At 67.4% G+C, this 21,637-nt stretch carries 24 protein-coding genes; 17 read left to right on the top strand and 7 right to left on the bottom strand.

Going from position 1 to position 21,637, the window contains the following annotated elements:
* The 6 genes from MHY49_RS00800 (at position 1) to MHY49_RS00775 (ending at position 4,064) form a co-directional block, all read left to right on the top strand.
* Positions 1-1,683 (top strand): hypothetical protein, encoded by a 1,683-nt coding sequence (locus tag MHY49_RS00800; RefSeq protein ID WP_239201747.1) that lies wholly within the window; start codon positions 1-3, stop codon positions 1,681-1,683.
* A gap of 54 nt (positions 1,684-1,737) precedes the next feature.
* Complete coding sequence (locus tag MHY49_RS00795) at positions 1,738-2,022, top strand: hypothetical protein (protein ID WP_239201746.1); 285 nt, start codon at positions 1,738-1,740, stop codon at positions 2,020-2,022.
* 61 nt (positions 2,023-2,083) lie between these two features.
* Positions 2,084-2,275 (top strand): hypothetical protein, encoded by a 192-nt coding sequence (locus MHY49_RS00790; protein ID WP_239201740.1) that lies wholly within the window; start codon positions 2,084-2,086, stop codon positions 2,273-2,275.
* Between the two features lie 30 nt (positions 2,276-2,305).
* Positions 2,306-2,524 (top strand): hypothetical protein, encoded by a 219-nt coding sequence (locus MHY49_RS00785; RefSeq protein WP_239201739.1) that lies wholly within the window; start codon positions 2,306-2,308, stop codon positions 2,522-2,524.
* A 148-nt stretch (positions 2,525-2,672) separates the two neighbouring features.
* Positions 2,673-3,290: a hypothetical protein gene (locus MHY49_RS00780; protein ID WP_239201737.1), complete on the top strand. Its 618-nt coding sequence runs from the start codon at positions 2,673-2,675 to the stop codon at positions 3,288-3,290.
* A 129-nt stretch (positions 3,291-3,419) separates the two neighbouring features.
* Positions 3,420-4,064 carry a methyltransferase gene (locus MHY49_RS00775; RefSeq protein ID WP_370645927.1) on the top strand — a complete coding sequence of 215 codons (645 nt, stop codon included), beginning with the start codon at positions 3,420-3,422 and terminating at the stop codon, positions 4,062-4,064.
* A 21-nt stretch (positions 4,065-4,085) separates the two neighbouring features.
* Here the strand turns inward: MHY49_RS00775 and MHY49_RS00770 are convergent, their stop codons facing one another.
* Positions 4,086-5,174, bottom strand: coding sequence for a hypothetical protein (locus tag MHY49_RS00770; RefSeq protein WP_239201735.1), 1,089 nt, complete (start codon positions 5,172-5,174; stop codon positions 4,086-4,088).
* 231 nt (positions 5,175-5,405) lie between these two features.
* Here MHY49_RS00770 and MHY49_RS00765 point away from each other — a divergent pair, with 231 nt between their 5' ends.
* The 11 genes from MHY49_RS00765 to MHY49_RS00715 all read left to right on the top strand — a co-directional run bounded on the left by MHY49_RS00765 (position 5,406) and on the right by MHY49_RS00715 (position 14,304).
* Complete coding sequence (locus MHY49_RS00765) at positions 5,406-6,011, top strand: hypothetical protein (protein WP_239201733.1); 606 nt, start codon at positions 5,406-5,408, stop codon at positions 6,009-6,011.
* Positions 6,011-7,111, top strand: coding sequence for a hypothetical protein (locus MHY49_RS00760; protein ID WP_239201731.1), 1,101 nt, complete (start codon positions 6,011-6,013; stop codon positions 7,109-7,111). Before MHY49_RS00765 ends, MHY49_RS00760 begins: the two co-directional genes overlap by 1 nt.
* A complete protein-coding gene (locus MHY49_RS00755) occupies positions 7,108-7,737 on the top strand; it encodes a hypothetical protein (RefSeq protein WP_239201729.1) in 630 nt (209 codons plus the stop codon). The genes MHY49_RS00760 and MHY49_RS00755 overlap by 4 nt, the downstream gene beginning before the upstream one ends.
* A gap of 118 nt (positions 7,738-7,855) precedes the next feature.
* Entirely contained in the window at positions 7,856-8,260 is a 405-nt protein-coding gene (locus MHY49_RS00750) for a hypothetical protein (RefSeq protein ID WP_239201728.1), read from the top strand.
* A gap of 373 nt (positions 8,261-8,633) precedes the next feature.
* Positions 8,634-9,521: a hypothetical protein gene (locus MHY49_RS00745; RefSeq protein WP_239201727.1), complete on the top strand. Its 888-nt coding sequence runs from the start codon at positions 8,634-8,636 to the stop codon at positions 9,519-9,521.
* Between the two features lie 78 nt (positions 9,522-9,599).
* Positions 9,600-9,854: a hypothetical protein gene (locus MHY49_RS00740; protein ID WP_239201724.1), complete on the top strand. Its 255-nt coding sequence runs from the start codon at positions 9,600-9,602 to the stop codon at positions 9,852-9,854.
* Positions 9,854-10,345 (top strand): metallophosphoesterase, encoded by a 492-nt coding sequence (locus tag MHY49_RS00735; protein ID WP_239201723.1) that lies wholly within the window; start codon positions 9,854-9,856, stop codon positions 10,343-10,345. Before MHY49_RS00740 ends, MHY49_RS00735 begins: the two co-directional genes overlap by 1 nt.
* A gap of 219 nt (positions 10,346-10,564) precedes the next feature.
* On the top strand, positions 10,565-11,860 hold the full coding sequence (locus MHY49_RS00730) for an IS256 family transposase (protein ID WP_239201722.1): 1,296 nt from the start codon (positions 10,565-10,567) through the stop codon (positions 11,858-11,860).
* Between the two features lie 147 nt (positions 11,861-12,007).
* Complete coding sequence (locus tag MHY49_RS00725) at positions 12,008-12,508, top strand: DUF3995 domain-containing protein (RefSeq protein ID WP_239201721.1); 501 nt, start codon at positions 12,008-12,010, stop codon at positions 12,506-12,508.
* Positions 12,509-12,756: 248 nt separating this feature from the next.
* Positions 12,757-13,107, top strand: coding sequence for a YciI family protein (locus tag MHY49_RS00720; protein ID WP_239201720.1), 351 nt, complete (start codon positions 12,757-12,759; stop codon positions 13,105-13,107).
* A gap of 9 nt (positions 13,108-13,116) precedes the next feature.
* On the top strand, positions 13,117-14,304 hold the full coding sequence (locus MHY49_RS00715) for an RNA polymerase sigma factor (protein ID WP_239201719.1): 1,188 nt from the start codon (positions 13,117-13,119) through the stop codon (positions 14,302-14,304).
* 219 nt (positions 14,305-14,523) lie between these two features.
* Here MHY49_RS00715 and MHY49_RS19235 read toward each other — a convergent pair whose 3' ends face one another.
* From MHY49_RS19235 to MHY49_RS00685, 6 genes are all read right to left on the bottom strand, one after another.
* Positions 14,524-16,221: an IS30 family transposase gene (locus MHY49_RS19235; protein WP_239201718.1), complete on the bottom strand. Its 1,698-nt coding sequence runs from the start codon at positions 16,219-16,221 to the stop codon at positions 14,524-14,526.
* On the bottom strand, positions 16,218-18,107 hold the full coding sequence (locus tag MHY49_RS00705; RefSeq protein ID WP_239201788.1) for a cation-translocating P-type ATPase: 1,890 nt from the start codon (positions 18,105-18,107) through the stop codon (positions 16,218-16,220). The genes MHY49_RS19235 and MHY49_RS00705 overlap by 4 nt, the downstream gene beginning before the upstream one ends.
* Positions 18,108-18,316: 209 nt before the next feature.
* Positions 18,317-18,682, bottom strand: a complete 366-nt coding sequence (locus MHY49_RS00700) for a helix-turn-helix transcriptional regulator (RefSeq protein ID WP_239201785.1) — start codon at positions 18,680-18,682, stop codon at positions 18,317-18,319.
* A gap of 358 nt (positions 18,683-19,040) precedes the next feature.
* Entirely contained in the window at positions 19,041-19,424 is a 384-nt protein-coding gene (locus MHY49_RS00695) for an ArsR/SmtB family transcription factor (protein WP_370645925.1), read from the bottom strand.
* A 57-nt stretch (positions 19,425-19,481) separates the two neighbouring features.
* The gene (locus MHY49_RS00690) at positions 19,482-20,423 is read right to left on the bottom strand and encodes a cation diffusion facilitator family transporter (protein WP_239201717.1); all 942 of its coding nucleotides are present in this window, start codon (positions 20,421-20,423) and stop codon (positions 19,482-19,484) included.
* A gap of 734 nt (positions 20,424-21,157) precedes the next feature.
* The gene (locus MHY49_RS00685) at positions 21,158-21,430 is read right to left on the bottom strand and encodes a metal-sensitive transcriptional regulator (protein ID WP_239201775.1); all 273 of its coding nucleotides are present in this window, start codon (positions 21,428-21,430) and stop codon (positions 21,158-21,160) included.
* Positions 21,431-21,637 lie beyond the last annotated feature (207 nt).

The raw sequence follows: 21,637 nt of genomic DNA, 5'->3' as shown, positions 1-21,637 counted from the left end.
ATGGCCACGAACATCGAAGGTCTGCACGACACGGTCGTCTGGGAGGAAGGCACCACCAGCCCGGAGGACACCGAAGTCGGCACCATGGAGGCTGGCGCTTTGGAACCGAAGGGACGCCGGAGCGTGGAGATCGTCCGGCGCCGCGATCGAGAGTCAGCGCCGCGATTCGTCGAAAGCGGTCACACGCTCTACGTCGGCCGTCGCGCCAGCGGGAAGGGCTACTCCTACTGGTCGCCGAACTACACGGTGTCGTGGAAGCGCACCCGGGACGGGCTCGTCCTGCGCACGGTGTTCGAGCATAGGAAGCACCAGTACTTCACCAGCCACGTGTTCGCCGGCTCCGAGGAGGAACGCAGGGATCACTTCGCGGGGCCTGCCAGGATCCACGCCCGACAGGCCTTCGACGGCGTCGTCGGGTCTCTCCCGGTGATCGCTGAGCGATTTCCGCTGGGCGAGCAGATCGCCGCCCGCCTGGGCCGCGACACGTTCGAACCCGAAGGGGCTGCCCCCTGGCCGGTCGTGCACACGCTGCTGGACGCGGAGGACTTCGCCCAGGTCGCACGGCAGATGTACGGGGCGAAGAGCTACCGCAAGCCGCTCGGACGGGCCGTCGAGCACTCCGAGCTCTCCGTCCACCCGGTGCTGATGCCCTTCCGGGGGCTCGTGCCGATCGACTGGATCATCGACGCCTACCGGGCAGAACCGGAGATCCGGCTGGGCTACTACTTCACCTCGGTGCACATGCGCACGTGGAGGCTTCTCATCCGCGCTGTCGGCGAGGCCGACCGGCGGCGCTTCCTGCGAGAGATCGCGGGCGGCGGAGACGCAGTCAGCGGGATGATCTACGACTGTGCACGGTACGGGGCGAACCTCGACGTGTCCGCGGTGAAGACCGCGCTGGAGGGACGCGAGATCGGCAGGATCCGCTCTCTGCACGACCTGCACCAGCTGGTCACCGGCCGCATGGATGCTCTCGTCGACGACGGGTACCGCACGGTCACGCAGAAGGCGCACGACCGGCAGCGCACAGCCGTGGAGGTGCGCGCAGCTGAGCTCATCGAGCTGAGGCACAAGGAGGCCGACGAGAAGGTCACTGGGGTCCATCAGACCTGGGAGCAGTGGATGGCGGGCAAGGCGGACCGCGATGCGGATGCGGCTCGTCGACAGGAGATCGCGCGCCAGGCCCGAGAGATCGCGGAGCGAGAGCGCAGGGAAGCCCGCGAGCGCGAGCAGGCCCAATGGGATGCGGACCATCCGGAGGCGGCGGCCCGTCGGCGTCGTGAGGAGGAGCGCCGTCGTCACGCCGAAGAGCAGCGGGAGACCTGGCATAAGGGCACCCGAGAGGCGATCGAGAAGCTCACGATCGGGGCGATGAGCGTCCGGGTCGCGCGAGACGCCTCAACGCTCACCGCCTGGTCCGAGACGCTGGACAACTGCATCCGCAGCTACAGGTCGAGTCTGCGCCGAGACCTGCTGGTGGGCATCTACGAGGGCGACCAGCTGGTGGCGAACGCGCAGATCACGTACGAGCGCGGGCTCGTCCAGATGCTCGGCAGGCACAACAGGGATCTTCCCGCCGAGACGTTCGAGCAGATCGCCGACGCGCTCGGCGCCTTGGACATCGATGTCTCCTCGTCGTGCTGGGGAGCGCCCGCTGAGCGGCGCCGACCGGTGGCCGCGTGATGCCGCGACGCCGGTCGTGTCCCGCGGGACGACCCGCACGCCCACTGGGATGGCATGAGCACAGCCACGAAGACGCGGGCGGGCACATCCGCCAGCGCAACCGAGCAGCCGAGGGCGGACATTCTGTTCGGCCAGACTCCGACGGTCTCTTCGGAGGCGATGGCTTGCGACCGCTGCCCGTCGGCATCCGCGAAGGTCAAGGTCATCCTCGCCAGCGGCACCTTGTACCTGTGCGGGTTCCACGCCCGGCGGTCGTGGGATCTGCTCGAGCGCATGGCGCTGCGGATCCGCGCCGATCTGCCCGGCGACTCGTACTACTTGCCGATGGGGCCGCGATGAGCGTCCCACCCGTCCAGTCCTGCGCCCCGGGAGGGGCGAGCCGCATCAACAGGAGGAAACCATGACCGTGAGCACCCGAAGCGTGCAGATGAGCGACGACGTCGATCTCCTCTCTGCTGCCGGCTGGCCGCTCGAGCGCGTGCGCAGTGAGCTGTCGGACGAGCAGATCGAGGAGATGATCGACGCCTACCTGTCGCGCGGTGACGACGCTGTCGCCGGCGCGCTGAGCGGGGTGCTCGAGAACTCTCGGTGAGATCCCGTGGATGCCAGAGATCGAGGAGACATGAACGTCATCAGCTCCATTCTGGGCGACCGCAACGCCCTCTCCCTGGCCGTCTGCGCTCTGCTCTGCGGTGTCGCATCTGTTCTGTCGCTCGTGAAGTCTGCCCGTGAGCAGAACTTCCCGCAGCCGAACAACGCAGGGGGCTGGCGAGTGTTCGCCCTCGTCTTTCTCCTGGGCATGCTGGCCTGCCTTGCATGGCTCCTGCTGAGCGCGGGTTGACCGAGACACCCAGCGGCCTCGTTGGCGGCCCGGCGGAGATCAGGCTGATGCCCGTCCGCCTGTTCCCCGCCCACTGGAGGGAGCAATACGCCCGCGCCGCCCCGTTGGGGCGGCTGCCCTCACCGAGCCACGACGAAGGAGTGCTCCTATGCGCGACCTGACCTACCGTCTGCTGTACCTGCTGATGCTCGCTGGGAGCGTCGGCTTCGCTGCCTACGCGCTGACCCGCACGTTGCCCCTGCCCGTCGTCATCCCGCTGGGTGATGCGCCCTTCTTCCTCGTATTCGGAGGCGCGCTCATCCTGTCCACCGGCGGGAGCGCCCTCCTGGGCGAGCTCCCTGACCTCTCGGGCCCGCTCGGTGCGCTCGCGGCCAAGATCCGGTATCCGGCCGGGGTCCTCCTCGCTGGCGGCCTGCCGATGCTCACCATGCCCGACCCGGCGGCGGCCACGATGATCGGGATGCTGCTCGCGTCCGCGGTGCTCGCCGCTGAACTGTGGGCCCGTGTTCGGGACACGAGCGTCGCCCTCCAGAGCCGATGGGATCCCCACGCAGAGACACTCGACCTGAAGTGGAACCTGCGCTGGACTCTCGAGCACCTCGCACCCACCATCATGGTCTGGCTCCTCGTCGCTCTCATGTGCGCAGGCCCAGCCGTCGACATCGGCTTCTACCTGGTCGTCTCCGCGACCGGGTGCGCCGTCGGGGTCGCCGCGATCCGCGTCCTTGCCGTCAGGCGCCAGAACTTGCCTGCAGCCGCCCGATGATCCTCGTCGAGCGCGTTCAGCCACGGCGCCGGCAATCGCGGGCTGCATCGGCTGTGGCATCGTTTCCTCACGCGCCCTGAAAACCGATCTGGCGAGAATCGAGGCAGAAAGCCCGTGCACGACAACACGATGCGCCGTAGCGCCCGGTTCTACAGTCGACCTGCGCTACTGATCTACGACCTCGTCGTCGTGGGGATATCGAACTCCTTGGCCTGGATGTGCCCAAGCAGGAGGATGCTCGCCCAATACCGGGACCTCCTGGGGGCGCGGCACTTGGACGTTGGGCCAGGCACGGCCTGGTTCCTCAAGCACACGCGGAGCGGCTCACGAGTAGATATCACCCTGATGGACCTGAACCCCAACAGCCTCGAGACCGCCTCCGCGCGCATCGCGTCCTTGCACCCGAAGACGATCACGGCAGACGTCCTCGAGGAGCTTCCGGGGAGCGTCGCGGTCTACGACTCCATCGGAGTCAACTACCTCTTCCACTGCCTTCCCGGGACGTGGGACGACAAGGGTGCTGCTCTGGACCACCTCGCACCCCACCTGGACGACGACGGCGTCCTGTTCGGCAGCACGATTCTCGGCTCGGGGGTCGAGCACAATGCGCTCGGCCGCAGGCTCATGCGCTTCTACAACCGAGTCGGGATCTTCCACAACTCCGACGACGACGTTGCAGGCCTGCAACGCGCGCTCGAGGCCCGCTTCCGAGAGGTGCGCGTGGACGTCGTCGGCCGCGTCGCCATGTTCTCTGCCCGCGGGGCTACCGCCTGAGGCAGGGATCCCGCGCAGCGATCACAGGTCGAGTCGCACTACGACGTCCTGCCCTTGGATGCTCGAGCTGACCCCGATGGCGGTCAGACGCGCCGGCGTCACCACCCCGTCGGGTCGATGGACCAGGGCATCGGTCGAGTGCGGGTTGGCGTGATCAGCTGCCGCGCGCGCGATGAAGGATCGCAGATCCTCGTGGGGAAGCGTCACGAGCTCCCCGAAGGCGCGGATGTTGCCGAAGTGTTCTGTCTTCCACGAGGCCGAAGTCATCAGGGTGTCTAAGGTGGCGACGTCGAGCACGGCTGTCGGCTGAGGGGCAAGCCCCATGACCCCTCGCAGCACTTCGTCGACTCGGGAGGAGCTGATGTCCTGGCCGAACACGGCGTCGTGGAACTCTTCGCTCACCGGGTAGCTGAAGCCGTGGATGAGGATCGTCTCGTCGGTGGGCTGGTACGGGGCGACCTTGCCGACGAGGCGCAGGTGCCGTGTCTCCCGTTCACCGTCGGCTCCGTAGCCTGCGACGATGTGATAGGTGAGGCAGCGGAACACGTTCGCATCGCCGTTGATGCCGTCCTGGATGATGTTCCGGAAGGCCGAGTTGATGCGCATCTGGTCGGAGCGCGCGATGAGATTGCTCGTCCACTCCTCCGCTTCCCAGGAGCCCCCGTGCTTGGCGATGACGTCGGTGCTGATGCCGTAGATCTTGAACAGGTTCTCGTCCCAGTAGGTGCGCCTGTGCGACGTCGGCCAGCTGTATCCGCGGCTCGCGATCTCCCATTCCCAACAGCCCACCAGGGGCTGCTCAGGAACGGGGGCATCGAGCGGAAGGACGATGGCGAACACCGCGATGAGCGTGGATGACCTCGGGGAGTGAACCGGTCGGACGAGGACCCTCCAGGAGGACCCACCCTGGGCCGCGACTTCGTCGAGGGGGACACCGGTGCTGTACACCTGGTCGATGCGTCCATCATCGAGAAGTAGCCGGCGAGGGGTGGCCTGCATGGACTTGCGGGCAGAACTCGGCCCGTAGGGGGCATCGTCGATCATCACGAGCTGTCGGCGCTCGTCCCCGCAGAAGAGGCCCCAGGAGCCGACCGCGTACTCGATTGTCACGAGTCCACCCTGGCACCGACACCCGGGGAGGTGCTGGTCATGCCCGCGAGATCCTCACGGATCGTGGGTGCTCCAGGCAGCTCTGTTGCCATGTCCTCTCCCTCCTGTAACATGCGGCACCGAGCACGTTACTGGACTTGTACCCCTGCGTTGGTGAACGCCGGTGGTGTCCGTTCCCCACTCAATTGAGGAATGCACATGCCTGCCAGATCGCCACACCCGTTTAGTCTCGTGACCTGGGACGACGGCCACGAAGGTCCGCCCGATGGCGGTCGCGGCACCGGCAAGGTCGTGCGTATGCGGCGTGGCAAGCATCGTGAATCACTTTCGGACAAAGGTGCCATCCCTGGTCCCAAAGTACTATTCCGGCATACCTCTCGCCGACGCGATAACCCGGACTCCGCTCATCGCCAATTCGGGTTCGAGTGGCCCGACGACCTCACCGTCGAGTCACTCGGTCGGAACATTGGCACCGCAGTCGGGCTGCGCGTGGAGCTCGGCCCGATCCCCGAAGAGGTGCGTCACCGCGAGATCAGCGGCCTGACCGTCATGATCGACGCCACCGCGCACGTGTACTTCGACGCCGAGCTGTCGCCGCTGAACCGCGAGCAGACGATCCTGCACGAGTACGCGCACATCCTGCACCGCGATGTGCGGGCGCACAGCGATGCGACGCACCTGAGGTGCGTGTTCGATGACCCCATCGAGAAGAGGGCAGAGACGACGGGCATGCGACTTCTCGATGAGTTGCACCGCCGCCGCCAGGAGCGCGACAGCCGCGGAGCCTCCGAGGTCCTCGCGTTCTTCTCCGGGAACGACGCTCGGAGGGCTTCCTGATGGCTGAGATCATCGTCGTCGGCATCGCCATGGGACTGGTTGCCGTCGTCGCCACGCTGTACCGGGGCAGGCGCCGTGTCATGCTTCTTCGCATCGCGTGCGTGGCGCTGTTCATCACCACGGTGTGCCGCGGGATCGAGCCCGGCTTTAACGGGTCCCTCATCGACCTGGCCAAGCGGTACTCGATCCTGCTCGCGCAGGTCTGCGTCGTACTCATCATCCTCTCTTTCCGCGAAGAGCCGCTGTCCCGCCGGGCGACCCGCGCAATCTGGGCGGCAGCAGGAGTGGTTGCTCTCGGCGAAGCCGCCCTCGTCGGTTTCCTGCCCGTGCACGCCGACGGAGAGGTCTACCACCAGGCGGAAGTCGACGAGGTCGCCAAGACCGACCAGGCCTGGGCCCTGGTCCTCTACCACGGCCTCTACCTGGCGGCCTTCGCCGCGGCCGCCATCGTCGTGCTGACGGCCTGCGGACGCACGCTGCTCCAGCGCAACCAGCCCGCCTCCGCCCGATTCTCCGTGGGGTGCGTCTTCTTGGGCGCCCTCGGGACGGCACTCTTCGTCGTCTCATCGATGACCGACCTCACGGGGCGCGCCCTGCTGGGCGGACCTGATGTCCGCAAGTACCTGCTCATCGGGATCGTGAGCATCTTCCTGGTGGGCCTCGCCACCGGGGTGATCCGCCGCATCACCCTGAGCGTCCACAAGACCCTTGCCCTGCAGATGGCGCGAGATCTGGTGATCCCCCTGTGGCGGACGACGACGACTCTGCACCCCGACGTGCGTCTGCCCGAGGAGGAGCAGCGGGACTTCAACGAGCTGATGACCCTGTCCCGACTCACCATCGAGACGCATGACGCACTGCGTCTAATCCGAGAGGACGACGACCCCGCCCTCCGGAGCGTCCACGAGGAGAGCCCCGACGACCCGCAGCTGTCTGCCCGCCTGGTCCGACACCTGAGCGGGGAGCGGTCCGTTCCGCCGCTGGGCTGGCTGACGATCGCCCTGAACCGGATGTGCACGCTGGAGCTGAGGGACGACGAGGAGCTCAACTCCTCCGTCCGCAGCCTCTACGAGATCCGACTGGCGATGAGTCGGCCGTGATGAGCGCCGCAGGTGCCTCTCGACGGTTGAGCGCAACCGACCGTGTAGCGGTCCTGATCAGCGACCTCCTCGCGCCGCCAGTCAGCGTCTTCCTGATCTGCCTCGTGGCCGGGGTGGCTGGCCGCCCGCACGCGTGGTCTGGACTCGTCTGGGGCTTGGTGCTGGCCATCCTGTGCGCCGCGGTCCCGATGAGCGCGGTGAAGCTCGCCAAGAGACGCGGCACGATCACCACGCAGGAGAGCGGCTGGAAGCGGAAGCGCTGGCTGGCCTTCGCGGTGAGCGCAGCATCCATCGTGTGCTGCGTGGTGCTCGCCGTCGTCTTCCATGCGCCGCCCCTGGCTCTGTGGGCTCTGGCGACGATGCTTGTCGGGCTCGTGGCGACCTCGGCGATCACCGCCGCCGGCCTGAAGGTCTCGATGCACGCGTTCTGCCTCATCTCGTTGCTGATGATGCTGTGTGTGCTCTTCTCGACCTGGTGGCTGGTGGCCGTCGTGCTGATGGTCCCGCTGATGCTCTTCGCCCGTGTCCATCTGGGCGAGCACACGGCCCGGGAAGTCGTCGTTGGCTCGATCTGCGCAGTGCTGCTCGTGCTGCTCGCGGCGATCGTCGCCCCGGCTGCTGGGTAGCACTCCCGTACTGGACAGGTAGTTGGCTTGTGGAATTCTTTCCACTAGTATGCCAACTGCAGGCTCGGCAAGGGCCTGCTTCGCACCGCACCCATCGTCCGCTCTTAGAGAGGCCGCCGTGTCGATCGCTCAACTGCTCGAAGACCTGTTCGCCCGCACCGCTGGCCCGGGTGGGCGTCCAGTGACGATGCAGGAGATCATTCGCAGGATGGAGAGGGGCGGCATCGCAACGATGTCGCTGAGCTACCTCCAGCAGTTGCGGAAGGGTGAGGCGAAGAATCCACGTCTGCAGCACCTGCGCGCCTTGGCTGACGCGTTTGACGTGCCCCCTTCGTACTTCACGGCCGAGGATTCCCCCTCCTTCGAGGCGGCATCCCAGCTGAACCCCGAGGAGCGGGAGATCGCTCTGCGCATGCACGGGCTGAGCGATGAAGCTCTGGCGAACGTGCGCGGCATCGTGGAGATGGCGCGAAGGAGCGAGAGGCTGGACAGCCCGTCGGCCCACCGCCCTGACGCCGACTAGTCACTCCTCTCGATACCGGAAGCCGGACGCACATCCACATAGGTACGCCACTGGAAAAAGTTCCACGGGTGTGCGATGCTGGAGGTGTTCGGCGCGGACGCGACCAACGGGTCGCACCAAGACCGCGCTCCTGACTGCAAGGGAGCGATCACCCGATGCACAACTGCTTCGACCACGAGCACCCTCACGGCACCGCCAGCGCCGTCCATCGCAGTTCGGGCTCCACACGGATGCCGGTCGCTGAGACCCCTTCGGACGGCAGGGACCACTGATGGCCCTGGAACTCGCAGCCGCGGCGCCCACCAGTAGGGCTCGCCACCAGCCCGCATGCGAGTGCGATCGCGACACCCTCCAGGCTCCATGGAAGGTCGAGATGTGCGCGGTTCTCCATGCAGGAAGCCACGCTCAGTCGCGAGAGCTGCTCGACAGTTTCATCCGCGAGCACCACAAGGAGATCTCGCGGATCCTGCACCGCGCCAAGCGCACCGCCCACCTCGACGACGAGGGCGACAGCCTGATGTTCTCCTACTTCGGCCAGGCCCTCCTCCACATGGTCGACCAGCGGTGGCGCGCCAAGAACGGCGGCCCCGGCACCAGCCAGGTCTTCAACTACTCGCGGAACCTCCCCATGCTCCTCGAGGCCGAGACTCGAGCAGCACTCCGCGAAGACAGGCGCAAGGGAATGCTCAACGACAGCACCGGCGTCCCCGGCGCCGGAGCACACGACCGCCGGACATCCCTCGTCGAGAAGTCCCGCCAGCTGTACGAGCTCGAGCGCGAGACCGCGCCCAGCGACGACGAGCTCGTGGCCTTCCACAACGAGCGCATGCGGGCCACGCGTCGGGATGCCGCACGGCAGTCGGTCCTCATCACAAAGCAGGACCTGCGCCGTTCAGAACCCGTCGCACTGGACGACCCAAACGCGTCCAGCGAACCGGCGCTGCTGACTCAGGACACCCCCGATCCCGGGGCCAGTGAACGCGAGAAGAGGATCATTCGCATCGTCCGTCGTTGCCAGCAGCTCGATCGGGAACGGGAAGCTGCGCGGGCGCGCAGGATGAACCGAGAGCCTCTGCTGCTGGCGGACGTCGCCCGCGCCTACTTCGCACACCACCGCGAGGGGATCTACCCCACGCGCAACGACCTCGTACGGCAGCTCGGCGCCGAGAAATCGGCCGCCCGCCGCGAGCTCGGTTCGCACCTGCGCACGGTGCTGGAGATGGCACGTGCAGCCTTCGCGGACTACCGGCAGCCGAACTGACCACGCTGTCCCACAGGAGTCGCCGTCCGCCCACTTCCGCATGAGAGGCCCAAGGGGCAGCGAGAGAAGGGATGGGGCATGATCATCGAGAACGAAGACCAGGCAGCTCGGATGGCGATCCGCACGCCGAGCTTCGATGCCCACTTCATCATCTCGTACGAGTACCGGGGCCCTTCCTACATGCAGGAGCAGTTCGTGGACTCGTTCGAGTGCGCAGCCGACGAGTGCAGAAACACCTGGCGCGCCGACGGCACCCCCTGGGAGATCCAATCGACCGTTCCGGACGAGACGGGATACCGCCCCTTCTTCTTCTTCGACGAGAGCGGACACTGATGCCTACCGTCCACTTCACGTCCGACACCCACTTCCGTCACCGCCTGATGGTGCGCGAGCGCGACTTCGCGCCCGGAGCTTGCACCTCGGAAGACATCCGCGAGCACGACGAGGCCATCATCGCGACGTGGAACCGCAACGTAGCCCGCGACGACATCGTCTGGCACCTGGGCGACCTGGCCCTCGTGAAGCCATCGAGGCTCACGGAGATCGTGCCGCGTCTGAACGGTTGCATCCGGCTGGTCCTGGGCAATCACGATCACGCGCACCCCCTCTTCGGCGAACGGTCGATCCGCGCTCAGCAAGAGACCCTCGCGCTCGGATTCGAGTGGGTCGGCACCTTCGCTGTCGTCAAGATCCCCGCGACCCAAGAGCTCGGTGCCAAGAACGGATCGGTGCCGCATCGAGTAGTGCTCTCGCACTTCCCCTACCGGGACGATCACACCGACGACCCCAGAGAGACCCAGTGGCGCTTGCGCGATGAAGGCTGAATCGCCCCGGGTTTGTTAGAGGCTCGCAAGTGCCGCGTCGGCGGTCGCCGGCACGGGGTGGTTGTGATGGTAGATGTCCTCGAACGAGCAATGATCAGAACCTGTGGATGGCCCTCGGCGGGGTGAACGCGATGGAGCGCACCGTCCCGAGGAAGATCTCGTAGTCACAGAACTCTGATCAGGACCGGCGTGGGTGCGCCGGCTCGGGAAGGTACGCCCATGCTCAAGGTAGTCCACGACGCCGAGGCGTCCAACGAGAACACGGCGGTCGCGAGCGGTGGGTCGCTGCTCGATCAGATCGTCCGCGACGGCGCTCGGCAGATGCTGGCGGCCGCGTTGCAGGCCGAGGTCGCCGCCTACGTCGAGGTGTTCGCCGACGAGCTCGACGAGAACGGTCGGCGGCTGGTGGTCCGCAACGGCTTCCACGTCGAGCGCGAGGTGACCACGGCCGCGGGTGCGGTGCCGGTCAAGCAGCCGCGAGTCAACGACAAGCGGACCGACCCGGTGACCGGGGAGCGTCAGCGGTTCTCCTCGGCGATCCTGCCGGCTTGGGTACGGAAGTCGCCGCGGGTGGCCGAGGTGCTGCCGCTGCTGTACCTGCATGGCCTGTCCAGCAACGACTTCGGTCCCGCACTGACCCAGTTCCTGGGCACCAGCAACGGGCTGTCGCCGGCCACGATCACCCGGCTGACCAAGGACTGGCAGGACGAGGCCGCCTCGTTCAACAAGCGATCGCTCGCCGAGACCGACTTCGTCTACGTGTGGGTCGACGGGGTCCACCTCAAGGTCCGCCTCGAGCAGGACAAGGTGTGCCTGCTGGTCATGGTAGGGGTGCGTGCCGACGGTTCGAAGGAGATGATTGCGCTCGACGATGGGCACCGCGAGTCCACCGAGTCCTGGCTCGACCTGCTCCGCAGCTGCAAGCGCCGCGGCATGCGCGCTCCGGTGCTCGCGGTCGGCGACGGCGCTCTCGGGTTCTGGGCCGCGGTGCGCGAGGTGTTCCCCGAGACCCGCGAGCAACGCTGCTGGTTCCACAAGATCGGCAACGTGCTCAACTGCCTGCCCAAGTCCGCTCAGCCCGGCGCGAAGGCCGCACTCGCCGAGATCTGGAACGCCGAAGACCGCGAGCACGCCGAGCAAGCCGCGCGGGCGTTCGCCGCCGACTACGGGGCCAAGTGGCCCAAGGTCGCCGCGAAGATCACCGACGACCTCGACGTCCTGTTGGCCTTCTACGACTACCCGGCCGAGCACTGGGTCCACCTGCGCACCACCAACCCGATCGAGTCGACCTTCGCAACCGTCCGGCTCCGGCAGCGAGTCACCAAGGGACCAGGCTCCCGCGCCGCCGGAGTCGCGATGGCGTTCAAACTCATCGAGTCCGCCCAGACCAGGTGGCGCGCGGTCAACGCACCCCACCTCGTCGCACTGGTCCGCGCCGGCGCGAAGTTCGAGAAGGGCGTCCTGGTCGAACGCACAGACGACCACGAATCAGGAGACGACGCTCACGCCGCGTGACACGCCGATCCACAGATTGCTCCAGGGGGGCTGGGCTCGACTGGACGATCGCGGTGGTGGTCTGCCCGTAGAGCTGGAACTTGTCGAGTGGGTCTTTGAGCCGGTCGCCGGCCGGGGCATGCGCGCTGGGCTGGTAGAATCGGGCGTGTGCAGACGACCCGTCGTCCCCTCTCGCTCGCTTCCCGCGCAGCGGTGACTGTCCTGATCATCGCGGCAGCGACCGGTGTAGCGCACGGGTCGTTCAGCCTCTACTGGGCCGCTGGCGGAAACTGGCTGGTGGCAACGCTCGGTCACCAACTCGTGAGTGACTTCGCGGGTCGGCGCTGGCTCCTGTTCCCCGTCGGTGTGGTCAAGATCGGGTTCGCAGTGTTTCCGCTGGCCCTCGCCGTGTGGGACCGGCCGTGGCCTCGCCCCGGGCGGCTGGTGTGCTGGCTGGGCGCCGTCGTGTTGATGGTGTGGGGTGGCATCAACACTGTCACCGGCAATTTCGTGCTCATTGGCGTCATCGACCCCAGCGGGGGCTACGACCGCGACGGCATGATCGGACACGCGTGGCTGTGGGATCCGCTGTTTCTCCTGTGGGGAGTCGCACTCACCGCTGGACTGCTCCTCTCCCGCCGCCACGTTCAGCAGCCATCGCAAGCCTGATGCCCATTCAGCGATCCGCTTGCGAGCTCCGCTCGACGATCGACTTCCGCGGCGACGGCGGCTACATCATCGTCCCGCCTTGGGCACGCTCCATCAATGGCACCACAAGCGGGTAGCTGAAGTTGGGGCTTACCCCCTGTCCGAGACTCTCTCGGAGACTTTCTTGGGAGGATGTCGAGAGTGGCCGGTTTCGAACGTATAGAGAGTGAGCATGGCATCACGGCCGTGCCGCTAGCAAGGAGAAGATCATGACCCAGTACATGCTGAGCAATGTCACCCCCACCGGCCGGACGCTTGAGCCCGAGCAGTTCCAGCAGGTCATCAAGAATGTCACCGAGGTCACCCAGGAGATGCAGTCCGCCGGTGTCTGGGTGTTCTCGATGCCCCTCGCCGACCCGTCGTCGTCGACGGTCGTGTCCAGCCAGGACGGTACGGTTACACTGGCCGACGGGCCGTTCGCCGAGCTCAAGGAGTACGTCGGTGGCTTCACGATCATCGACGTCACCGACCTCGACGCGGCGACGACGTGGGCAGGCAAGGTCTCCGAGGCGACGGGACTGAAGATCGAGGTTCGCCCCGCGCCGAGCTTCGGCGGCTGAGGAAGAACGATGATCGACGCGCTCGCGGCCGTGCACCGGGCATTCCGCTCGGAGTACGGCCGCACTGTCGCGATCCTGATGCGCAGTATCGGCGACCTCGACGCCGCCGAAGATGCGGTACAGGACGCGTTCACGGCAGCCGCCGACGTCTGGCCCGCCCAGGGCGTTCCCCCGAACCCGCAGGCATGGATCGTCACGACCGCGCGTCGTCGCGCGATCGACCGCATCCGACGCACGCAGACGGAGCAGCGGTACGCCCCGCATATCGCGCGACCATCTGTCGCCGCGCCGGAGGGGACCGGCGACGACGAGCTGCGCATGATCCTGCTGTGCGCCCATCCGAGCCTGTCGCCAGAAACACAAGTCGCACTGACTCTGCGTTACGTCGGCGGACTCACGGCGACAGAGATCGCGCGGGCATTCGGCTCAACAGAAGCGACGATCGCGCAGCGGCTCTCGCGCGCGAAGCGGAAGATCAAAGACGCCCGGATCGACTTGCCCGGGTCGGGACGCATCCACGACCAGCTCGGCGTCGTGCTCGCCGTGATCTATGCGATCTACAACGAGGGCTACGTCACCACGTCCGGGCCGCTCAGCCGCTTCGACCTCAGCCAGGAAGGAGTCCGGCTGGCGAGACTCGTGGTCGCCCACTCGAAAGGCGCGCTCGAAGCCAAGGGACTCCTGGCGCTTCTCGTGCTGCTCCAGGCCCGCCGTCCGGCCCGTATCGCGGGCAATGGCAGCCTGATCCCGTTGCCTGAACAAGACCGACGGCTGTGGGACCGTGACATGATCGCCGAGGGACAGACCCTCGTGCGTGAGTGCCTCACCGCCGACAAGCCCGGCCAGTATCAGTTGCAGGCCGCGATCCAAGCCGTACACTGCGACGCCTCACGAGACGCGGACACCGACTGGCGGCAGATCCTCGCGCTGTACGACATGCTCCTGCCGCTCGTCCCTACCGCAGCAGTGCGCACAGCCCGGATCGTGGCACTCTCCCACGTCGAGAGCGTCGAAACAGCACTGGAACAGATCGCCCCAGAATCAGGCGACCACTATGAGCTCGCGGTGCGCGCCGACCTTCTCGCCAGACTCGGCGACGCGGCCAATGCCCGAGTGGCATTCCAACGCGCTGCGAGCATCGCGGAGAACACTGCAGAAAGGACTCACCTCCTCCGACGCGCAGACGAGCTCACGTGAGACACCCGACCTCAACGTCGCATCCGTGTCTTGGCCCAGACCGTGCCACGGTGCACCCCGAACTGACGAGCCAGCGGGGTCACGCTCACGGCCTGTGCGCGAGCTGTTCGCATAGCGTCCACTTCCCTGTCAACGGCGGCTGAGAAGCCGAGCGCTGCGCACCCGGCCAGGACCGCGTCGACGCCCTCACCGCGGCTGCGGCCGCCAACGGTTGGGATCTCATGTTCGCCGACAAGCACCCCCACGTCGGCGGTCCCCAGACCTACGCCGCCCACCTCTCGAACACCGACGGCTACGAAGTCGAGCTCCACGCCAGCAACCCGTAGAACTCACCGATCCACAGGTCTTGACGATTCCTCCCTTGCCTTGGTCCCACGTCAATGTTGCTTTCAGCGTGGCCGGGAGAGTGGAGAGTTTTTCGATCAATCCATCGCGGGTCGCTTCGACTCGTGACTTGGTGGGGTCCAGACGCACCAGGATCACGTAGTTCGAACGTCTCTCGACCACGGTCCCGATCGCCGAGGCCCCGTCCTTGCCCACGATCAGATCGCCTTCCCAATGCCCGGGAACACCGCGGTCCAGCGCCTCGGCCGGCCGCTCCCAGATCGAGACCATGTCCTTGATTCGCCCCCGGCGTCTCTGCGCACTGCGGCGGGGATGCCTGACTGTGCGTCCGGTGCGGGTCAGCGCCTTCAGCTCGCGCTTGAGACCACCTCTGGCCTGCAGGTAGATGGTCCGGTAGATCGTCTCGTGGCTCACGTGGAACCTCGGGTCGTCGGGATGCTCACGGCGCAAGCGTCCCACGACCTGCTCGGGCGAGTAGCCCTCGTCGAGGCCGTGCTGGACCGCAGCGTGGAGCACCGGGTCGGACGGGATCTTCAGTTCCTTCGAACGCCGGCGCTTCTCAAAGGCGTCACGCCGAGCGCGTGAGGGTGCGTACTCGCCCGGAGTTCCTTTTGCCGACCCCCGCCGCACTTCACGCGAGATCGTGGAAGGGGCCCGGTCCAGGACCTTCGCGACATACCGGATCGAGCGTCCCTCGATGAGGAGCTCCTTGATCCTGAACCGCTCCCCATCGGTGATATAGCGATCAGGATCCTTCCACCGAGCCGGAGCAATACCGCCCGTGGCCCGGACATACAGAGCCAACGTGGCATGGCTCGTATCGATCTCACCGGCGATATCCCGCAGCGCTAGCCCCATAGCACGAGCATGCCAGAACTGCTCGATCTTCCAGCGGGGACCCATCTCGAACCCCGGCCTCCCACGACCAACCACAACACCCTCCTCACGTCGAGTGTTGCGATCACCCCTAGAACCCGCGCCCTCGAGCTGTTGATCAAGTACGGGGGCCAGACCGGGCTGAAAGAGGCCGGTGGCGCTCGGGTGCTGCGATTCGCTCGCGGTCGGTCCCGGCGTAATCCGCAACGCCTGGTCGAGGCGATCTTCACTGCGCTTGGTGAGTGGAGCGTGGCCGTGCCCGCAACAGCGGCGGTGGAGCTCGTTATCGCACGAGTCGCCGGACAGGTCAAAGAGCTCATGGCACAACGCGCGACCGTGTCCCGAGAGGTTGAGGGCCTGCTGGAGGACTTCCCTCCCGCCTCGGTCTTGATGTGCATGTCGGGGAGCGAGGTGCTCGGCGCTACCGGTGACGATCAGACCCGGGCTTTCGTGGTCGTCCTCGACGCTCCAGTCGACGAAGGGACAGCAGGAGCTCTCGACCGCGCCGAGCTCGCGCAGCCGCCGGACCGCGACGTCGGTCGGCGCGTAGTGCATGACCGACGACGTCTCCGTGCCCTCGACGACGAGCGATCGCTCGTCGTCGAAGGCTCGCCAGCGTTCGATCTGGCCCCTGCCTGCACCGACGGCGAGCGTACAGGCGATGGGCAGGCCGTTCAGCGGTCCGGAGGGCGTCACGCCGGGACCCGGTCTCTCACCGCACCGCTCGTCCGCAGAGCAGCCTGACGACGCGCGGCGCGGACTCCGTTGAGGATGACGACGACCTCGGCTGCCTCGTGGACGAGGACGACGCCGGCCAGCCCGAGCACCCCGAACAAGGCGAGCGGGAACAGCACGACGATGATTGCCAGTGCCAGTGCGATGTTGGCCGTCATGATCCGCCGTCCGCGGCGTGCGTGGGTGAAGGCAGCGGGGATCAGGCGCAGGTCGTGACCGGTGAAGGCGATGTCGGCGGATTCCACGGCGGCAGCGGAGCCCGTCGCGCCCATCGCAATGCCAACGGTGGCCGTGGCCAGGGCGGGGGCGTCGTTGATACCGTCGCCGACCATCGCGGTCGGCCCCGAGGCCGCCAGCTGCGTGATCGCGGCGGCCTTGTCAGCGGGGAGCTGCTCGGCGCGCACGTCGTCGATGCCTGCCTGCGCTGCGAGGGTGCGGGCGGTGCGGGCATCGTCACCGGTGAGCATGACTGTGTCGATGTCCTGGGCATGGAGCATGCGCACGGTCTCGGCGGCCTCGGGGCGCAATTCGTCGCGCACGCCGATCAGACCGATGACTGCACCGTCTGCTTCGACCACGATGACGGTCATGCCCGTCTCGGCGAGTTCATCGGCGTCGTCGCGGAGCCCAGACGGGTTGAGCCACCGAGGGTTGCCGACCCTGACCGTGCGGCCGTCGACGCGGCCGGTGAGTCCGTGCCCGGCCTCTTCGTGCACGTCCTCTGCCGCCGAGGCGTCGGGCACGGCGGCGGTGATCGCGGCCGCCAGGGGGTGGGTGCTGGTCGCCTCGAGCGCCGCAGCCCAGGCGAGGACCTGTCCGCGGTCGAAGCCGGCTGTGGTGCGGACCTCGGTCACCTGCGGGTGGCCCTGCGTGAGCGTGCCGGTCTTGTCGAAGGCGACCGTGCGGATGCTGCCGAACTGCTCGAACGCCGCGCCGGACTTGACGACGACGCCGAACTTCGAGGCCGAGCCGATGGCGCTGATGACGGTGACGGGAACGGCGATCGCCATCGCGCACGGCGAGGCGGCCACGAGCACGACGAGGGCGCGCTCGATCCACGTCGACGGGTCGCCCACGAGCACGCCGAACAGCGCGACCAGGGCGGCGACGACGAGCACGGCGGGGACGAGGGGGCGGGCGATGCGGTCGGCCAGGCGGGCCCGCTCGCCCTTGCGGGCATGGGCCTGCTCGACGAGCGCGACGATCTGGGTCAGCGAGTTGTCGCGGCCGTCGGCGGTGGCCTCGACGAGCAGCGAGCCGGACCCGTTGACCGCGCCCGCGGGCACAGGGTCGCCGGGACCGACCTCGACGGGGATCGACTCGCCGGTGACGGCGGAGGCGTCGATGCTGGACCGTCCCTCGGCGACGACGCCGTCGGTCGCGACCCGCTCGCCCGCGCCGACCATGAGGAGGTCGAGCTCGCGCAGATCCGCCACAGGGACGTCGACGCTGCCCGACTTTCGGGAGACCCGCGCGGTCTGGGGGACCAGCGAGAGCAGCGCGCGCAGCCCTTCCTTGGCGCGGTCCATCGCGCGGTCTTCGAGGGTCTCGGCCAGGGAGAACAGGAACGCCAGGGCCGCAGCCTCCCCGACGTGGCCGAGCAGCACCGCTCCGGCCGCGGCGATGGTCATCAGCAGACCCACGCCCAGGCGTCCGCGCCCCCTTGCGGTGAACAGCCGCTTGAGCGTGCTGGGCACGAAGGTCCACGCCCCGGCCGCGAGGCCGGCGGCGAAGGCGACCAGCGCCGGGATCCCGAGCCCCGTGACCTCCAGGACCAACCCGGCCGCCCACAGCAGTCCGGAGACGCCCGGCAGGGCAAGGGCGCGGTCGCGCCACCACGGGGGCATGTCCTCGTGCGGGGCGCGGCGGGGCTCGGACGGCCCGCAGCACGCGTCGCCCTCGTCGAGGGTGGGTGCTTCAGGGGCTTGCTCGAGCGGTCCGCAGCAGGCATCGCCCGTGCTCGTCGGGCCTTTGCTCATCGAGACGGGCCGGGTCGACACCGTCTTCATCGTCTGGTTTTCGCGGCGCGCCTCGTCGACGCCGCAGCACTCGTCGCTCACAGTCCCTCCTCCTCGGAGGCAGCGCAGCATCCCGGCACAGGGCACTGCGGGTCCATGCAGGGGACGCTCTCGTCGACGGCCAGCGTGACGTCGACCAGCGCGGTGAGCGCCGCGGCGATGTGCGGGTCGGCGATCTCATAACGCGTCTGTCGGCCCTCTGGTTCGGCGACGACGATGCCGCAGCCGCGCAGGCACGACAGATGGTTGGACACGTTGGTGCGCGTCAGCTCCAAATCGCGAGCGAGTCTGGCCGGGTAGCCCGGCTCCTCGAGCAGGGACAGAAGGATGCGGGAGCGGGTGGCATCGGTCATGGCGCGGCCGAGCCGATTCATGACGTCCACACGTGAAGCAATAGTCAGCATGCACTGACCATACATCAATTGCTGACCTATTGGCTGGCGGCAACCTGATCGTCGCGCCGCGACCACTCCGGGCTGTCATCCTCCGACAGCATCAGCGGCGGCGTTCCCGCTTCGATGCGCCTCTCGAAGTAGCCCTGCCCAGGCTTGGCGAAAGCACGAGGCTGCGAAGGGGTCTCCTGCGCGGAACAGGCGAGGCAGACGGCTGCGGGACGTCGTCGATCGGCAGGTAGGTGGCTGGGTGGAGAGTGTCACGGTCGCTGCCGTCCAGCGCGCAGTTGACTTCCTGCGGCGCGGCGAGGATGCGGCTCGATGGAAAAGCGGCGTCCGAGAAGTCGCGCGACTCGGGACGAACGCCGGTTCAGCCGGCCATCTGTCCAGACGCCCCGTGGTCGTGCAGAGAGCACAGCGTCACGCCGTCACCGGTGAGGGCGAGGAACTTCTCGGCCGCGGCGAAGAATTCGACGAGCGCCTCGGGGTGCTGCAGCGAATAGACGGAAGCGCGGCCCTCGGGGCGGGAGACGACGAGGCCGGTCTCCTTGAGGCTGGACAGATGCTTGGAGACAGTGCTCTGGGACAGGCCGAGGTGCTCGGTGAGGTCGACCACGCGGTGCTCGCCGAGCCGGAGGTGCTGGAGGATCACCAGGCGCGAGGGATCGCTGAAGCTGTGGAAGAGGCAGGCCACGACCGTCATCTCCGAGACCTCGTCGGCCCAGGTCGCCGGCTCCGCGTTCACACTCTTCATCCCCATATGGCGATGATACTCCTTCTCGCTCATCGTTCGGCTCAGCCCGCAGCATGCTCAGCCGTGCTTGACCGACTCGGGCTCGTGCTCGGCGATGTGCTCGGTCTCGACCTGGAACGTGGAGTGGTGGACGGACACTTCGAAATGCTCGGCCACGCAGCCCTTGACTGCGTGGAGGGTCTCGGCCGCGTGGCCGTCGGTGAAGCACTCGTCGTCGACCACCACGTGCCCGGTCAGCGTGGGAAGGCCGGTGGCCACGGTGGAGGCGTGCAGGTCGTGGACGTCCTTGACGTGGTCGAGGGCGAGGATGTGCTCGCGGACCTCGTCGAGGTCCAGGCCCTTGGGGGTGAACTCCATGAGCACGCCCACCGTCTCGCGCATGAGCTTGAGCGCGCGGGGAACGATAAGGGCCGCGATGAACAGGCCGGCCACGGCATCGGCCTGCTGGAAGCCGGTGGTGGCGATGACGATCGCGGCAACGATGACCCCGAGCGAACCGAGGGCGTCGTTCAGAACTTCCAGGAAGGCGGCGCGCATATTGAAGTTCGCCCCGCGGCTGGAGGACAGGATGACGATCGCCACGATGTTCGCCAAGAGTCCTACGACTCCGAAGACCAGGAGCTCGGTCGCAGGAACTTCAGGAGGCTCGAACAGGCGGCGGACACCCTCGACGGCGGCATAAGTGCCGACCACGAGGAGAAGCACTGACTGGCCGAGCGCGGCGATCACCTCGATTCTCCGGAACCCCCAGGTACGCTTCGAACTCGCCGGTCTGAGCATGAGGGTCGCGGCGATCAGGGCAACGAGCAGCCCCGAAGCATCGGCGATTGCGTGCGCAGTGTCGGTCAGCAGCGCGAGGCTGCCGGTGACGAATGAGCCGATGGCCTGCGCGACGACGATCGTCGCGGTCATCGCGAAAGCGGCCCAGAGCTTCTTGCGGAAGTCGCCGGGATGCCCCACCTCGCCGGCCGAGTGGCCGTGGTCGTGTCCTGCGCCCATGTCTGCTGGTTCTCCATTTCCCCCGCGGTTCGTCGGCCGCGGAACCCCGCATGAATCATCGTCAATCGACGATGCTAGCGCAATATGACGATGTTGGCAATTGCGCCCGATGCGGGCCGAGGCTCTACCGGCGAAGGACACGCGCGCAGGCCCCGAGAACGGGGCAGCTCTGGGGCCGGTGCGCAGCCGGGTGGGATGGGGCCGGGGCGAGGTGGAACGCTCCGGTGATGATGTTGAACAGGAGCGCTCCCACGACGTCGGCTACCGCCCGGCTGCTGTATCCGAACGCGCGGAGCGCGTCGACCTGCCTGTCGGCCACCGATGCTGAGACGAGACAGAGCTGGACCCTGAGCCCTATGACGCCGGCGTCGCCGGGTCTGATGCCCCCTCATGGGCAAACAGGATCCCTTCCTCGAGCGGGCAGAGCGTGCCTGCCGCTTCGGAGCCAAGGCGCATGCCGCAGCCGCGCCGGGCCTGGTCCGCTCTCGCGACCAGGTCGCTGGTCCTCCTGTCAAGCTTCGCGCGGCACATTGCCCGGGTGGACTCTACGTACCCCCTGAGCACGGCCGGCGAGGCGGCCATATCGCCCACAGTGTCATGGTGCTCAATCACCTTCTCCGAGGGGCTACCGGGGCACGCCGACAGCGATCTCTGGCGTGAGTGGGGTGAAGCGAGGCGCGGCGGGTCTTCCCCTCATGCGCTGGTCCGTCCAAATCCCCTGCGGGAGACGAGGTTCAGGAGCGGACGAGGCGAGTGATGGCGTCGCTGGCCTCTTGGATCTTCTCGAAGGCCGCTTCATCGTCACCGAGCCGGGCGGCGTCGAGGACGCAGTGCTTGAGGTGGTCGTCGAGGAGGCCGGTGGCGACGCCCTGGAGCGCTCGGGTCAGCGCGCTGACCTGAGTGAGGATGTCGATGCAGTACTTCTCCTCGTCGATCATCTTCGAGATGCCGCGCGCCTGGCCCTCGATGCGGCTCAGCCGGCGCAGATAGGCCTGCTTGTCGCTGATGTAGCCGTGCTGATGCTCGTCGGAGGCCTCCGGGTCGAGCGCCTGCCCGGTAGCGCCGCCGCAGCAGCCGGCGTCGGCGAGGAGGTTCTCGCGGTCGTTGTGCGGAGCTTCTGCGTCGGTGGTGCTGCAGCAGCCGGCAGTGGCCTCGATGTCGTTCGTCATGATGGTGGTGCCTTTCGGTCTTGAGGGGATCAGTTGTGCGTGCGG

The organism is Brachybacterium sp. ACRRE (genome assembly GCF_022346485.1).
In the GTDB taxonomy this organism is placed as follows: domain Bacteria; phylum Actinomycetota; class Actinomycetes; order Actinomycetales; family Dermabacteraceae; genus Brachybacterium; species Brachybacterium halotolerans.
Note: the sequence above shows the minus strand (reverse complement) of the source record. Positions and strands in the feature narration are given on the sequence as shown.